Annotated in this window: 15 protein-coding genes; 8 read left to right on the top strand and 7 right to left on the bottom strand. The window is 47.7% G+C overall.

Features of this window, described 5'->3' with window-relative positions:
* Positions 1–10: 10 nt before the first annotated feature.
* The 6 genes from surA to KG631_RS09785 all read left to right on the top strand — a co-directional run bounded on the left by surA (position 11) and on the right by KG631_RS09785 (position 6,390).
* Positions 11–1,300, top strand: coding sequence for a peptidylprolyl isomerase SurA (gene surA / locus KG631_RS09810; RefSeq protein ID WP_213999322.1), 1,290 nt, complete (start codon positions 11–13; stop codon positions 1,298–1,300).
* A complete protein-coding gene (gene pdxA, locus KG631_RS09805; protein WP_213999320.1) occupies positions 1,301–2,284 on the top strand; it encodes a 4-hydroxythreonine-4-phosphate dehydrogenase PdxA in 984 nt (327 codons plus the stop codon). It abuts the gene before it with no gap.
* 3 nt (positions 2,285–2,287) lie between these two features.
* Positions 2,288–3,103 (top strand): 16S rRNA (adenine(1518)-N(6)/adenine(1519)-N(6))-dimethyltransferase RsmA, encoded by an 816-nt coding sequence (rsmA, locus tag KG631_RS09800; protein ID WP_213999318.1) that lies wholly within the window; start codon positions 2,288–2,290, stop codon positions 3,101–3,103.
* The gene (gene apaG / locus KG631_RS09795) at positions 3,096–3,473 is read left to right on the top strand and encodes a Co2+/Mg2+ efflux protein ApaG (protein WP_213999316.1); all 378 of its coding nucleotides are present in this window, start codon (positions 3,096–3,098) and stop codon (positions 3,471–3,473) included. The genes rsmA and apaG overlap by 8 nt, the downstream gene beginning before the upstream one ends.
* The gene (locus KG631_RS09790; protein WP_213999314.1) at positions 3,473–4,273 is read left to right on the top strand and encodes a symmetrical bis(5'-nucleosyl)-tetraphosphatase; all 801 of its coding nucleotides are present in this window, start codon (positions 3,473–3,475) and stop codon (positions 4,271–4,273) included. Before apaG ends, KG631_RS09790 begins: the two co-directional genes overlap by 1 nt.
* A 104-nt stretch (positions 4,274–4,377) precedes the next feature.
* Complete coding sequence (locus tag KG631_RS09785; protein WP_213999312.1) at positions 4,378–6,390, top strand: methyl-accepting chemotaxis protein; 2,013 nt, start codon at positions 4,378–4,380, stop codon at positions 6,388–6,390.
* Positions 6,391–6,452: 62 nt separating this feature from the next.
* Here KG631_RS09785 and KG631_RS09780 read toward each other — a convergent pair whose 3' ends face one another.
* From KG631_RS09780 to rplU, 5 genes are all read right to left on the bottom strand, one after another.
* Positions 6,453–6,827, bottom strand: coding sequence for a DUF3718 domain-containing protein (locus KG631_RS09780; RefSeq protein ID WP_213999309.1), 375 nt, complete (start codon positions 6,825–6,827; stop codon positions 6,453–6,455).
* Between the two features lie 74 nt (positions 6,828–6,901).
* On the bottom strand, positions 6,902–7,390 hold the full coding sequence (folA, locus tag KG631_RS09775; RefSeq protein ID WP_213999307.1) for a type 3 dihydrofolate reductase: 489 nt from the start codon (positions 7,388–7,390) through the stop codon (positions 6,902–6,904).
* 8 nt (positions 7,391–7,398) lie between these two features.
* Positions 7,399–8,559: an Obg family GTPase CgtA gene (gene cgtA / locus KG631_RS09770; RefSeq protein ID WP_213999305.1), complete on the bottom strand. Its 1,161-nt coding sequence runs from the start codon at positions 8,557–8,559 to the stop codon at positions 7,399–7,401.
* Positions 8,560–8,690: 131 nt separating this feature from the next.
* On the bottom strand, positions 8,691–8,948 hold the full coding sequence (gene rpmA / locus KG631_RS09765; protein ID WP_097112939.1) for a 50S ribosomal protein L27: 258 nt from the start codon (positions 8,946–8,948) through the stop codon (positions 8,691–8,693).
* A 15-nt stretch (positions 8,949–8,963) separates the two neighbouring features.
* Positions 8,964–9,272, bottom strand: a complete 309-nt coding sequence (gene rplU, locus KG631_RS09760) for a 50S ribosomal protein L21 (protein WP_213999303.1) — start codon at positions 9,270–9,272, stop codon at positions 8,964–8,966.
* Positions 9,273–9,502: 230 nt separating this feature from the next.
* Here rplU and ispB point away from each other — a divergent pair, with 230 nt between their 5' ends.
* The gene (gene ispB / locus KG631_RS09755; protein ID WP_213999301.1) at positions 9,503–10,474 is read left to right on the top strand and encodes an octaprenyl diphosphate synthase; all 972 of its coding nucleotides are present in this window, start codon (positions 9,503–9,505) and stop codon (positions 10,472–10,474) included.
* A 66-nt stretch (positions 10,475–10,540) separates the two neighbouring features.
* On the opposite strand, the gene mdh is transcribed toward ispB, so the two are convergent.
* Positions 10,541–11,479, bottom strand: coding sequence for a malate dehydrogenase (mdh, locus tag KG631_RS09750; RefSeq protein ID WP_213999299.1), 939 nt, complete (start codon positions 11,477–11,479; stop codon positions 10,541–10,543).
* A 186-nt stretch (positions 11,480–11,665) separates the two neighbouring features.
* Between mdh and argR the strand changes: the two genes are divergently transcribed.
* Positions 11,666–12,133, top strand: a complete 468-nt coding sequence (argR, locus tag KG631_RS09745) for a transcriptional regulator ArgR (RefSeq protein WP_097112942.1) — start codon at positions 11,666–11,668, stop codon at positions 12,131–12,133.
* 8 nt (positions 12,134–12,141) lie between these two features.
* On the opposite strand, the gene KG631_RS09740 is transcribed toward argR, so the two are convergent.
* A complete protein-coding gene (locus KG631_RS09740) occupies positions 12,142–13,101 on the bottom strand; it encodes a Dyp-type peroxidase (protein ID WP_213999297.1) in 960 nt (319 codons plus the stop codon).
* Positions 13,102–13,587 lie beyond the last annotated feature (486 nt).

The following is a 13,587-nucleotide window of genomic DNA, read 5'->3' as shown; positions in this document are numbered from 1 at the left end:
GTAGGAATTTATGAAGTTACAGCAAGTTATCTGTCTGGCTTTTATTAGCTGTTTAAGTTTTTCAAGTCTTGCGGCTGAAAAGGAAATTGATCGAATTGCCGCTATTGTTGATAACAGCGTGGTGTTGCAAAGCGATATCGATGACGTGGTTAACCGGGTAAAACGCAATGCAGAATCTCAGGGACAAACCTTACCTTCAGATCAGGCACTGCGCACTCAAGCATTAGAACGGCTGATTTTAACCAGTTTGCAGTTACAATTGGCAGAGCGGATGGGCCTGCAAATCAGTGATGCGCAGCTTGACGATACTATCCGCACTATTGCCCAGGATGAAAACCTCAGTATTGAGGCTTTCCGGCGTCAGGTTGAAGCAGAAGAAGGTGATTATCAGCGCTTTCGTGAGAAACTCAGAGATGAAATTATTACCAATGAGGTGGTTCGCGGTAGTGTTCAGCGGCGCATTTACATCAGCCCACAAGAGGTGGACAGCCTGCTGAAGCTGATGGAAGAGCAAGGTGCTGTCAGCGAAGAATACAATCTGGGCCATATCCTTATCGCAATTCCCAGTCAGGCAACGCCGGATGATATCAGTGCGGCCAAAGATCGTGCTGATAAAGTCATGGAGCTATTGCAAAATGGTAGTGATTTTAAACGGATTGCTATCGCGTCTTCTTCCGGCGGTAAAGCACTGGAAGGGGGTGAGCTTGGTTTTATGAATATAAACGAGATGCCAACCTTGTTTTCTGAGAGTATTCGCGATAAGAAAAAAGGCGATCTTATTGGCCCTATGCGCTCTGGTGCCGGTTTCCACATCTTAACTATTTTCGATATCCGCGGCGAAAATGTCGCTGAAATCCAAGAAGTGAAATCTCGTCATATTTTAATCAAGCCGTCGATTATTCTGAGTGAAGAACGTGCTCGCAACACGTTGCAGGAGTTTGTTAGTAAGCTTCGGGCTGGTGAAGCTGACTTCGCTGAACTGGCCAAGGCCCACTCCGAAGATCCGGGCTCAAAAATGAATGGTGGCGACTTAGGCTGGAGTGAGCCTCAGGTTTTTGTGCCAGCATTCCGGGATACCTTACTGCGCTTAGAACCGAATGAAATCAGTGAACCATTTCGAACAGAACATGGCTGGCATATTGCTCAGGTACTGGATAAAAGAGTGGTGGATGCAACCGCTGATAAAAAGCGTGATCAGGTATACCGGATGATTTATAACCGTCGCTTCAATGAAGAATCAGCGAATTTCCTTAAAGAAATTCGCGACGAAGCCTTCATTGATGTCTTACCGGAGAGTTAAATGACTCTGCGCATTGCCATCACCCCCGGTGAACCAGCGGGTATAGGGCCTGATTTAGTCGTGGCGCTGGCCCGCCAGGACTGGCCGGTAGAGCTGGTGGTGTGTTGTAATGCAACACTCTTAACTGATCGCGCTACTGCTCTGGGTATTGAATTAACGTTATTACCATACAATGACAAAATGCCGGCAAAAGCTCAGCGAGCCGGAACACTGACAGTCGCCAATTTTGACCTGGCTGAAGCCGTGCAATCTGGCGTACTGAATGTTGCAAATGGTCAGTATGTGGTTGATACCCTGCAATTTGCTGGTGAAAACGCTATCAGTGGTCAATTCGCGGCTATTGTTACTGGTCCGGTCCACAAAGGCATTATTAATAAAGCCGGTATTCCGTTTAGCGGTCACACTGAGTTTTTTGCTCATCAGTCAAACACGCCTTATGTGGTGATGATGCTGGCTACGGAAGGCTTACGGGTTGCCCTGGCTACTACCCATATTCCGCTGGCCTATGTTGCCAAAGCCATTACCCGTGACCGCTTGCTGAAAGTAATAACGATTCTGCACCATGACTTGCAGCATAAGTTTGCGATTAAAAAGCCGCGAATTTATGTCTGCGGCTTAAACCCGCATGCGGGAGAGGACGGCCATCTGGGCCGGGAAGAGCTGGACATTATCAGTCCAACCCTTGATGAACTGCGGGCACAGGGCATTGATTTAGTCGGCCCATTGCCTGCTGACACCCTGTTTCAGCCCAAGTATCTGGATGATGCGGATGCGGTGCTGGCAATGTATCATGACCAGGGTTTACCGGTACTTAAATACAAAGGTTTTGGTCGTTCAGTTAATATCAGTCTGGGCTTACCATTAATTCGCACCTCAGTCGACCATGGTACTGCATTAGATCTGGCCGGTACTGGCAAAGCCGACCCCGGAAGCTTATTTCATGCGGTAAATCAGGCCATCACGCTGGCCCAACAAGCGAATTAATTTATGACAGATAATATTCATCAGGGCCATCGCGCTCGCAAACGGTTTGGCCAGAATTTTTTACATGATCCCCATGTTATTGGCCGGATTGTAAAAGCCATAGCCCCTAAATCAACAGACGTAATGGTGGAAATTGGTCCGGGCCTGGGTGCACTCACGGAACCTGTTGCCGAGGAAGCCGGCAAGCTGATTGTTGTTGAGCTGGATCGCGATTTAGCAGAACGTTTAAGTCAGCACCCGACCCTGGCAGATAAGCTGACAGTGTATCAGGCTGATGCTATGAAGTTCAACTTCGCGGCCCTGCTGGCCCCTGGCCAGAAGTTAAAAATATTTGGTAACTTGCCATACAACATTTCCACGCCTCTGCTATTCCACTTATTCGAGTTTGCTGATCATATTGATAACATGCACTTTATGTTGCAAAAGGAAGTTGTTCAGCGCATGACGGCCAGCCATGGCAGTAAAACCTTCGGTCGGCTGAGCGTGATGACCCAATACTATTGCCAGGCCATTCCGGTAGTGGAAGTGGGTCCGGGCGCATTCACTCCAGCCCCGAAAGTTGACTCTGCAGTGGTAAGATTGCTGCCCTATCCGATTGCTGAGCGGGCAAAAGTTGATCCAGCCGTATTAAACAGGGTATGTTTAGAAGCCTTTAATCAGCGCCGTAAAACACTTCGCAATGGCTTTAGCAATTTTGCTACTGCAGAGCAGATAAGCGCTTTGGGTATAGACCCGACGATTAGACCAGAGCAACTGCCCGTTAGTGGCTTTATCAAGGTTGCGCAGTGGCTGGCAGAGCAGGAAAAAAACGATGAGTAAGCCGTTCGATATTCAGGTCAAAGTAGATAACTTTTACTTAGGTGCCCAGTCTGACCCTGCAGAAAAACGTTTCGTATTTGCTTATACCATTACGATTGAAAATCACAGCGAACAACAGGTTAAGCTGCTGAAAAGGTATTGGCTTATCACCGATGCCAATGGTAAACAAGCTGAGGTGTACGGCGATGGTGTCGTGGGTGAGCAACCTGAACTTGCACCCGGCTCCAGTTACAGCTATACCAGTGGCGCTGTGCTGGAAACACCGGTCGGCACCATGCAGGGCCATTATGAAATGATTAGCAGTAATAAGCAGACATTCAACACCCCTATACCGGTATTCCGGTTGGCAATGCCTAATATTCTTAACTGATGGCGACCTATGTTATTGGCGATGTTCAAGGTTGCTATGGCGCCTTACAGCGCCTGTTGGCTCATATCAACTTTAACCCTTCCTCCGATCAATTGTGGTTTTGTGGCGACTTAATTGCCCGCGGCCCGGACTCTCTGGCAACATTGAATTTTGTTAAGTCATTGGGTAGTAAAGCTAAATGCGTTCTGGGTAATCACGATCTGCACTTTCTGGCCAGCCATTTTGGGTTCAGCACCGTAAAACCCAATGACAAGTTGCAGTGCTTACAGCAGGCACCCAACTTGCGGGAACTTGTCGACTGGCTATTACACCTGCCTCTGATTTATCAAAGCGCGGATAAGCAACAGTTAATGGTTCACGCAGGTCTGTCTCCGGAGTGGACACCAGATGAAGCTGAAGCAGCAGCAGCTGCCGTTAGTGAACAATTAAAACATCAGCCGGAACAAATATTTGCTATCATGTATGGCGATTCGCCGGCCATGTGGCAACATGCTGAAACGGAACAACAACGCTGGCGGTATACGATTAATGCCTGCACCAGAATGCGCTTCTGTACGCCAGATGGCGCCCTGAGCTTGCAGGAAAAGGGCAGTCCATCCCAGCTAAACAACCTGGTACCCTGGTATGAGTTCTGGCGGACCAAACCCCATCCGCAGCTATTTTTCGGCCATTGGGCTGCGTTAAATGGCTATAGTCCGGTTCAGGATATACACGCCCTGGACACCGGCTGTGTCTGGGGTAACAGCCTGACTGCTTATTGCATTGAACGCCAGCAACGGTACAGTGTAGCCGGCATATAATGTCTGGTTTGGTACCCGCGCAACGAAACTGCTGATTAGAGTCTTGTTAAGCAGGAAATCTTAAGCTAAGGTGCTTAAAGAAAACACTTAAAGTGGGAGTTATTATGAAGTTAACTGTAGCGTTGCGGGTTATGGGTGGTTTTGCCATCATTTCCCTGTTACTGCTGTTTATTGGTATTACCGCTTATGTCAGCCTGAATAATATAAGTAACGCCACCACTGAAGTAAATGAAGTCTCCATTCCGGCACTGGAAAACAGTGCCACAATGAAAACCGAATTTGTAACGATGAGTCGTGCCAGCCTGCAGGGCTTTTATGCCACTACGCTTGAGCAAACGGCAGCCGTTAATCAGCGGTTCAATGAACGGCAGGCCGTATATATAGAAGCTGCCGATACGTTGCGCCAGGCAATAGACGAGCATCCGGAACTAAAAGCGGGCTCAGAGCAGGTTAGTGAAACCTATAACAGCTTTACCGAAGCAAGTACTAATCTGCAGCGCCGTTTAGACAGCAATATCCGGCTACGTACTACTATCGCCGGCAAAATTAGTGACCTGGAGTTCAGCGCCGATGACATGGCCTCGCTTATCCTGGACTTTACTGATATCCGAGATGTGCAGCGCCGCTTCCCCCGCGCCTATCAGGCAGCAACCCAGATTGAAACAGGTATCAATACCCTGATTAATAATGTCATCGATTTAAACCGTACTGAAACGGATACCACTGTCGCAACCGTTAGCAACGAAATTGCTTTCCGGCTACAGGAGTTGCGGGAGCAGGTTGCTATTATCCAGGAAGAGGCCGGCAGCGCGGTGACCATGACCGCAGATATCGCAGAGAAAGTGCAGGAAATATCTGGCTATTTAGAAGGAAGCGACGGTATCCCAGCATTAAAAGTACAATTACTGGCTGGAATAACAGATGCAGAAGCACAATTGACAACCGCCAATCAACTTACCCAAACAGGCATGGAACGGTTGAATACCCTGCTTAACTTAACCAGAAGTGCTGCAGCAGAAATTGAACAAAATGCTACCTCTGGGGTAAGTAATGCAATTAGCTGGATCTTTGTCGTTGTTATAATCTCTATTCTGTTGTCTGTATTTATTGCCACAGTCACCGTCAGGCGCATTGTTAAGCCACTGGCAGAAGTAAATACTATGCTGGGTATCGTGGCATCAGGCGATTTAACTAAAACACTAGACGCATCAGCAAAAGATGAATTTGGTGAACTGGCACGCAATGTCAACAAAGTGGTCAGTAACCTGCAACAACTTATTCAGGGTATTATTTCCCGCTCTACTCAACTGGCTGCTGCCTCAGAACAAACGTCAGCGATTACGGTACAGACAACTCAGGCAATTCGTGAGCAAAAATCACAGGTTACTCAGGCCGCTACCGCAACAACCGAAATGAGTAGTACCTCACAGGGCGTATTGCAAAGTTCAAATGACGCGCTGGCTGAAATTAAGAATGCCGATAAAGAAGCCGAGCGGGTTAAAGGCATTTCGCTGGACAATAAGAGCACTATTATTCAATTGTCCAAAGAGGTTGACCAGGCTTCTGTGGTAATTAACAAACTGCATAAAGACAGTGCCTCTATCGGCAGTATTCTTGATGTTATTCGTGGCATTGCTGAGCAGACCAATTTACTGGCGCTAAATGCGGCAATAGAAGCAGCCCGTGCGGGTGAACAAGGGCGGGGGTTCGCAGTTGTCGCTGATGAAGTGCGCTCTCTGGCCAGTAAAACTCAGGCCTCTACTCAGGAAATTCAGGCAATGATTCAGGTGCTGCAAAGCGGCGCACAAGCTGCAGTTGAAGCGATGAATAAAGGTAAGAAGCAAGCCGAAAACTGCGTTACTCAAACGGAAGTTGCCACCTCAGCCCTGGATTCTATAACCCATGCCGTGCACCTGGCACACGATATGAGTGAGCAAATCTCAGATGCGGCCAAGGAGCAGAATCAAGTGTCTAATGAAATTAGCCAGTTACTGGAGTCTATTGTTGCTATTGCTGAAGAGACTGCCTCAGGTGCTGAGCAAACCTCGGATTCCAGCCATGAAGTGGCAAGATTGGCAGAAGAGCTGCGCCAGTCAGTGGAGCAGTTCCGGGTGTAGTATGCATAATTAATCAGACAAAAAAAATCCGCTTAATAAGCGGATTTTTTATTATTTATTTGTTATTCGCCTGCACGATCTTTCAACGCGGCCAACAATGGTGAATCGGCAAAACCATTACTTTCAGCCCAGGCGATATCACCTGAATCAGCAACTTGCGAGCCGGGTAACTGCCGGACGATAAACTCACCTACGTCGGGTGCATTGCTTCTGAAAGCATGCCTGATTAATGGTTCACCATTACAAACCACACCATCGTAGATATTGCGCAGACGCAGACGGTAGTCACTGAGTACTTTACGTAAACGGTTTCTATCGTTTGCCGCAACATAGTCGCACATTGACGCCGCTAACTGCTGATCTGCGACAGCTACCGGTGACATAACAACAGCGGCACTTAACGCGGCTGTGCATAATAAGGTGGGCACCAATCTCATTTACTACTCCTCAGCTGGATCGTTAATCAGCATCTTAGCAATATGTTACAACCTGTGCAAATGCTGGGCAGCCTCTAATTGCGCTGTAATGTAATAAACTTATAAGGGTGGGGATTCACGGCATCGGCTGCATACTGTTGTTCCGCAATGAGTTGCCAGTTGCCAGCTGCCAGATAATCAGGGAAGTACGCATCACCTTCTGCGTCCAACTCAATTTCAGTTAAATATAAGATATCGGCAAATGGCAAGCACTGCCGGTAAATTTCTCCACCGCCGATAACCATGACTTCTGCACTGTCTGACAGTGCCGCCAGTGCCTGTTCAACACTGCTAAACCATTCTACACCTTGTTTGTTGTCTGGCGTGGTCCGGCTAATCACTATATTACGCCGCCCTGGCAATGGCCGGCCGATTGACTGGAACGTTTTCCGTCCCATCAACACCGGCTTACCCATAGTAACGGCTTTGAAATGCTTTAAGTCAGCCGGTAAATGCCAGGGCATCTGGTTATTTTTCCCTATGACCCGGCCTTTCGCCATTGCGGCTATCATCGCAGTTTTCATACTACACCTTAGCGCTGATATATCACTTCGACATCGTAGTCGTCATCATCAAAGTCATCATCATCATCCAGATCGTCTACCAACTCACTCGCTGCATCATCATGATAATCATCCCATTTGAAATGAACCGGATCAGCTATCTCAGTATCAACTTGCTCAGCAGGCAGCTCTTCTATATAACTCAGAATGTCAGCCGCTAACCGCTCAGTATTAGTCCGGCCAGCGGCGGAGATTTTAAACACCGGGCCTTGCCAGTCAAGTGCTTTTGTCACGGCAGCAATTGTCTCTTCCAACTCATCGTCCAGCACTAAGTCGAGCTTGTTAAATACCAGCCACCGCGGTTTAGCGGCCAGTTTGCTACTGTACTTATGTAGTTCCTGAATAATAGTCCTGGCATTTTCAGCGGGATCAGAACCATCTGCAGGCAGCACATCAATCACGTGCAATAATAAACGACAACGCTCCAGATGTTTTAAAAACTGGATCCCTAGGCCTGCGCCCTCTGCGGCACCTTCGATCAGTCCCGGAATGTCGGCAATTACAAAAGATCGGTGTGCTTCCACCCGGACAACGCCCAGGTTGGGCACTAACGTCGTGAACGGGTAGTCAGCCACTTTTGGCTTGGCTGCTGACACTGAGCGGATAAGGGTAGATTTGCCGGCATTTGGCAAGCCCAACAGGCCTACATCGGCGAGTAGCAATAACTCAAGGCGTAAATTCCGAATTTCACCAGGCGTACCATTGGTTTTTTTGCGTGGTGCACGGTTAGTACTGCTGGCAAACCGGGCGTTACCCAAGCCGTGCCAACCACCTTTGGCAACCATCAGCCTCTGACCATTGGTCGTTAAATCACCTATGACTTCGTCGGTATCAATATCTACCGCCCGGGTGCCGACTGGTACCCGCAGCTCCAGATCACTGCCGCGCTTGCCGGTACAGTTAACGCTACCGCCATTCTGGCCGCGTTCTGCGCTATGGTACTTTTCAAACTGGAAATCGACCAGGGTATTGAGGTTTTCATCAGCAACCAGGTACACGTCACCACCATCTCCACCATCACCGCCATTAGGGCCGCCTTTAGAGATAAATTTTTCGCGTAAAAAACTGATAATGCCGTTACCGCCATCGCCGGCTTCAACCCGGATTATCGCTTCATCTACAAACTTCATGTGTTGTGTCCTGATCCACTGTAATAACATAGGCGCATGCCATAGCCGCTAAGTATAACCCATGTCATTGTGAGGGGAGAAAATTTATAAAAAAACCCCGCACCAGGCGGGGTTTTTTCAATATAAGTTGCTTATTCGCTAACGATGCTAACGAATTTACGGTTGTGCTCGCCTTTCACTTCAAACTTCACTTTACCTTCAGTTAAAGCGAATAAAGTGTGATCTTTACCGATGCCTACATTGCTACCAGCGTGGAAACGAGTACCACGTTGACGCACAATGATGCTACCAGCTAATACCGACTCACCACCAAAACGCTTAACACCTAAGCGTTTAGACTCTGAATCGCGACCGTTACGAGTGCTACCTACACCTTTCTTACTTGCCATGTGTCGATACTCCTGTTACGCGCTGATGCTGGTAATTTTAACTTCAGTAAACCACTGACGGTGACCCATCTGTTTACGTGAATGTTTACGACGACGGAATTTAACGATTTTAAGCTTATCGCCACGGCCATGATTGACCACTTCCGCTACTACCTTGCCACCTTCAACTAAAGGGGCACCAATGCTGATATCTTCGCCATTGGCGATCATCAGCGGGGTAAATTCAATCGTTGCGCCGGTTTCTAAGTCTAGTTTTTCTAGACGAAGCGTTTGACCTTCCGTCACACGGTGTTGTTTGCCACCACTTTGGAAAACCGCGTACATAGTTAACTCCGTACAAGCCACGCCTACGCTCTGCACTTTTTAGATAGAGGCATCAGGGGCGTGTTTAATTCAAATCACAGGGCGCGAATTGTACGCAATTTCAAAGAGTGCCGCAAGCACAATTATAAAAAAGATCATCTGGTGGTGAAAAGGATCGAGATTCTCTTTATGCCGGCAGCCAGTATAGTGTAGAATTGCCGCCATTCTTGGGGTTCAGCAGTTATTTTTTCATGACGCTTGACGACATACGCCAGCTCAGTGATGCTGATATGGCAGCAGTAAACCAGCATATTTTTTCCCAACTGACTTCAGACGTTGCGCTGATTAACCAGTTAGGTATTTATATTGTTAATAGTGGTGGTAAGCGCTTACGCCCTTTACTTGCGGTATTAGCTGCCAGAGCACTTGGTTATCAGGGCAATAAGCATCTAAGCGTTGCCGCAATTATTGAGTTTATTCATACCTCTACCCTGCTGCACGATGATGTCGTCGATGAGTCAACCCTGCGCAGGGGCAAGCAGACTGCCAATGCCGTATTTGGTAACCAGGCCAGTGTGCTGGTGGGCGACTTTTTGTATAGTCGCTCGTTTCAGATGATGGTCGCACTGGATGATATGCGTATTATGCAAATTCTGGCTGACGCCACTAATGTTATCGCTGAGGGCGAAGTGCTGCAGCTGATGAATGTTAATGACCCTGACACCAGTGAGCAAAACTATATGCAGGTTATTTACTGCAAAACCGCCAAGTTATTTGAAGCAGCCACCCAGTTAGCCGCTATTATTGCTGAGCAACCTGAAGCTGTGGTGAACAGCATGAAATTATATGGCATGCATTTAGGCACAGCTTTTCAGTTAATTGATGACGTTCTGGATTATCAGGCTGACGCTGTTGAGCTTGGCAAAAACATTGGAGATGACTTAGCAGAAGGTAAACCTACCCTGCCGCTAATCCATGCCCTTAAACATGGCAGCCCTGTCCAGCAGGATCTTATTCGCAGCGCTATCACTGATGGCAACGGCATGGCCCACCTTAATGAGATCCTGACAGCCATGGAACAAACTGATGCTTTTGGCTACACTCGGGCCATAGCAGAGCAGGAGGCAGAAAAAGCCCGCCGGGCGCTCGATAACATCCCGGAGTCAGACTATAAGCAAGCATTAATAGCGCTGGCCGATATGGCGGTATCGCGCAGTCACTAGCTGTTTTATTATTTTCAAGTTATTAAAAAAGGCGCTTAACGCGCCTTTTTGCAGTATCAATACCACTTAGTTATTTTTAACAAACTCTTCGCCAAGGGTGATATCGGCTTTTAACGTGCCAAGCATATCATTCATCGCTTTTTGCTCGTAGCTGCTGAGCTGGCCGATTGGCAACAGCTTCTCTACGCCATTTTTACCAAGCACCAATGGCTGAGCAAAGAAACGCGCATGCTCGCCGTCACCTTCCACATAGGCATATTCAGTCACTGACTCGCCCTGCAAACCTTTGATCAGAGAAATACAGAACCGGGCAGCAGCCTGGCCCATCGACAGTGTTGCAGATCCGCCACCGGCTTTAGCTTCTACTACTTCCGTACCGGCGTTCTGAATGCGGTGAGTTAGTGATGCTACTTCCTCATCGCTGAAGCTAACACCGTCAACCTGCGACAGCAGAGGTAATATAGTCGTACCGCTGTGGCCACCAATTACTGGGACAGTCACTTCCTGCGGGTTTTTACCTTTTAATTCACCTACAAAAGTCTCAGCACGAATGACATCCAAAGTGGTAACACCAAACAGACGGCGGGCGTCATAAGTACCGGCTTTTTTAAATACATCAGCGGCGATAGCGACGGTGGTATTAACCGGATTAGTAATAATACCCACCAGTGCTTTCGGGCACTGCTCAACTATGGCTTCAGCCAGGGTTTTTACCACACCGGCATTAATATTAAACAAGTCAGAGCGATCCATACCCGGCTTGCGTGGCATACCGGCAGGAATCATCACGATGTCGGCGCCGGCTAAAGCTTTGTTTAAGTCTTCTTTGCCAAAACCTGTTACCGTTACTGCTGTCGGGATATGGCTTAAATCAACGGCTACACCCGGAGTAACAGGCGCCAGATCGTATAAGGCAAGATCGGTACCCGCAGGTAAATCTAATTTCAATAATAGCGACAATGCCTGGCCAATACCGCCGGCAGCACCTAATACGGCAACTTTCATGATTTTCTCCATATGTCAGGGTAAGATAAAACGCGCCAACAATACTGAACTGGCACGACAATTACAAACGGCTTAAGCCTAAAGTCTAAGCATTTTAGCGAATTTTCGTCTTGTTTACCTGACAAACTGTACTGATTGGCCGAATTTGTTACTATTAGCTGGCGTTCAACAACAAGAAAAGCCTCCATGACCAAACAATCAAAGCAGGAAGCCTTAATTCAGGCGTTTAAAGCAATACTGAAAACAGAAAGTTTCGGCTCACAAAGTGAAATTGTCGACGCTCTTAAGAATGATGGCTTTGACAATGTCAGCCAGTCCAAAGTCTCCCGCATGCTCAGTAAATATGGCGCGGTCCGCACCCGCAATGCCCGCCAGGAGATGGTCTATACCCTTCCCCCCGAATTAGGTGTACCCACTACCAAAAGCCCCCTGCGCCAGCTGGTGTTAGATATTGAACACAACGATGTGATGATCATCATCCGCACCAGCCCCGGAGCAGCTCAATTGATTGCCCGGTTACTTGACTCGGTAGGTAAAGCTGAAGGCGTACTGGGTACTATCGCCGGTGATGACACTATTTTTATTGCGCCAATCAGCGTAAAAAATATCAATTTTACGCTGGGGAAAGTCACTGAACTATTTGAAAAGGTATAACTGCCCGGCTAATGACTGTCGGGCCGGCACGCCATTTCCAGAAAGCTGAGTGAAGGTGCAAAAAACGCAGCGCAAAGGTCTGCATGGCAATAATCAAAAAATAAGTCGTATTGGCTTGCCGCTCGTTCCTGAGGTATCTGGCTGGCAGTTTGACAGCCTAACTGATAACCAAACTGCCGGCTGAAGCTATCAGGCTCGCTGGCATAACATACGCTAATTAGGCCTTGGCTGTTTTGCTCAGCAAAAGGCATATTTTGCATCAGCAGCAGCGGCGACCCCTCTTTGTTCCCTAGCCTGCAAGTTAGTGCATGGCTGTTTGGCTGAAGTCGGGGTGACGGCAGCAACGTTCCCTCTATTTTACTTATCCCTATTATTTCTTCCTGCTGGTTGATATCAAGTTGCTGCCAGTGAAGTAAATCATAATGCCAACGTTGTAAGTGCAAATAGCTGCCGGCGGCAAATACTGGCTGACTCATCGGATCAACCAGAGCTAACTGGCGCTTACGGCTGCCTTTGGGGTTTTGTGGCGAGTCAATAAAACCGGTTAAATCGCGGCCGTCCAAATAACGGAAACCCTGTAATTGCTCAAGTAAATCAACATCAGGTTTCAACAGCTGACGTATTTGCTGACACGCAATATAATTGACATCCAACCTGTCAGAGCGCACAACGATCAATAAATCGGCCCACACTTCAGCCAGTGCCAGGTTATCATTGCCAGCAAATGGAAAAGCTTGTAACTCTTGTGGCCGGGCCCCCGGGTACAGACTATCCCAATAATTGGCACCTATAGCAACGACACCCGTCAGTTGCGCTTCTGAGAAATGTTCAGCCAACCGGGCAAGCAATAATGGTACCCGCGCCAGCTTCTGTCGAAGCACAGCTTCCTGCCCTTCAGGCGCATTAAACAGCAGATAGCTGGCATGAAGATTAGCCTCAGCACATATGCCTAGTTGTTCTCTTGCCATTACCTTCCCTGAATCCCTGTTACTGATACAAATGCTATTGCTACTTTTTACTCTGAGACTGCAGTTGGAGACAAAAACCTGATTGCTGTGTGAGATATATCTCACAAACAGGTAAGTTTAAACGCTATTTGCTGCAGGGCTCAAACTAATATATTTCATTAAGGCTATGTTTTACATGGGTTATTCTTAAAATTTCACATTTTACAATATTATTACAGCAGGTTTATTTCTGAAACCAGGATCCCTGCGAGCGTCATTCGTTGCATAATAACCATGTCGACGGATGACAACTGACATGAAGTCAGTAAGATTTACAGGATGTAAATCAACGCTAGGATAGCACAAGGAAGGTTAAAGGACACGCTCCGGGAAGAGCCTAAATATCAGGATGATATTGCAGGAAGCAGCGCCAGGATGGCGGTTTTGTTAGCTTCACAAGCGCAAAATTACAGGGATGACCGCAGGACCACTCAGGATGAGTGTGCT

It is taken from the genome of Arsukibacterium sp. (assembly GCF_018402695.1).
Lineage (GTDB): Bacteria > Pseudomonadota > Gammaproteobacteria > Enterobacterales > Alteromonadaceae > Alishewanella.
Note: the sequence above shows the minus strand (reverse complement) of the source record. Positions and strands in the feature narration are given on the sequence as shown.

Excerpts from the sequence above, each read along its gene's own strand:
- rpmA (WP_097112939.1), bottom strand. The coding sequence starts at position 8,948 with ATGGCAAGTAAGAAAGGTGTAGGTAGCACTCGTAACGGTCGCGATTCA.
- KG631_RS09780 (WP_213999309.1), bottom strand. The coding sequence starts at position 6,827 with ATGAGATTGGTGCCCACCTTATTATGCACAGCCGCGTTAAGTGCCGCT.
- KG631_RS09740 (WP_213999297.1), bottom strand. The coding sequence starts at position 13,101 with ATGGCAAGAGAACAACTAGGCATATGTGCTGAGGCTAATCTTCATGCC.
- pdxA (WP_213999320.1), top strand. The coding sequence starts at position 1,301 with ATGACTCTGCGCATTGCCATCACCCCCGGTGAACCAGCGGGTATAGGG.
- mdh (WP_213999299.1), bottom strand. The coding sequence starts at position 11,479 with ATGAAAGTTGCCGTATTAGGTGCTGCCGGCGGTATTGGCCAGGCATTG.
- KG631_RS09785 (WP_213999312.1), top strand. The coding sequence starts at position 4,378 with ATGAAGTTAACTGTAGCGTTGCGGGTTATGGGTGGTTTTGCCATCATT.
- KG631_RS09790 (WP_213999314.1), top strand. The coding sequence starts at position 3,473 with ATGGCGACCTATGTTATTGGCGATGTTCAAGGTTGCTATGGCGCCTTA.
- folA (WP_213999307.1), bottom strand. The coding sequence starts at position 7,390 with ATGAAAACTGCGATGATAGCCGCAATGGCGAAAGGCCGGGTCATAGGG.
- rsmA (WP_213999318.1), top strand. The coding sequence starts at position 2,288 with ATGACAGATAATATTCATCAGGGCCATCGCGCTCGCAAACGGTTTGGC.
- argR (WP_097112942.1), top strand. The coding sequence starts at position 11,666 with ATGACCAAACAATCAAAGCAGGAAGCCTTAATTCAGGCGTTTAAAGCA.
- cgtA (WP_213999305.1), bottom strand. The coding sequence starts at position 8,559 with ATGAAGTTTGTAGATGAAGCGATAATCCGGGTTGAAGCCGGCGATGGC.
- rplU (WP_213999303.1), bottom strand. The coding sequence starts at position 9,272 with ATGTACGCGGTTTTCCAAAGTGGTGGCAAACAACACCGTGTGACGGAA.
- ispB (WP_213999301.1), top strand. The coding sequence starts at position 9,503 with ATGACGCTTGACGACATACGCCAGCTCAGTGATGCTGATATGGCAGCA.
- surA (WP_213999322.1), top strand. The coding sequence starts at position 11 with ATGAAGTTACAGCAAGTTATCTGTCTGGCTTTTATTAGCTGTTTAAGT.
- apaG (WP_213999316.1), top strand. The coding sequence starts at position 3,096 with ATGAGTAAGCCGTTCGATATTCAGGTCAAAGTAGATAACTTTTACTTA.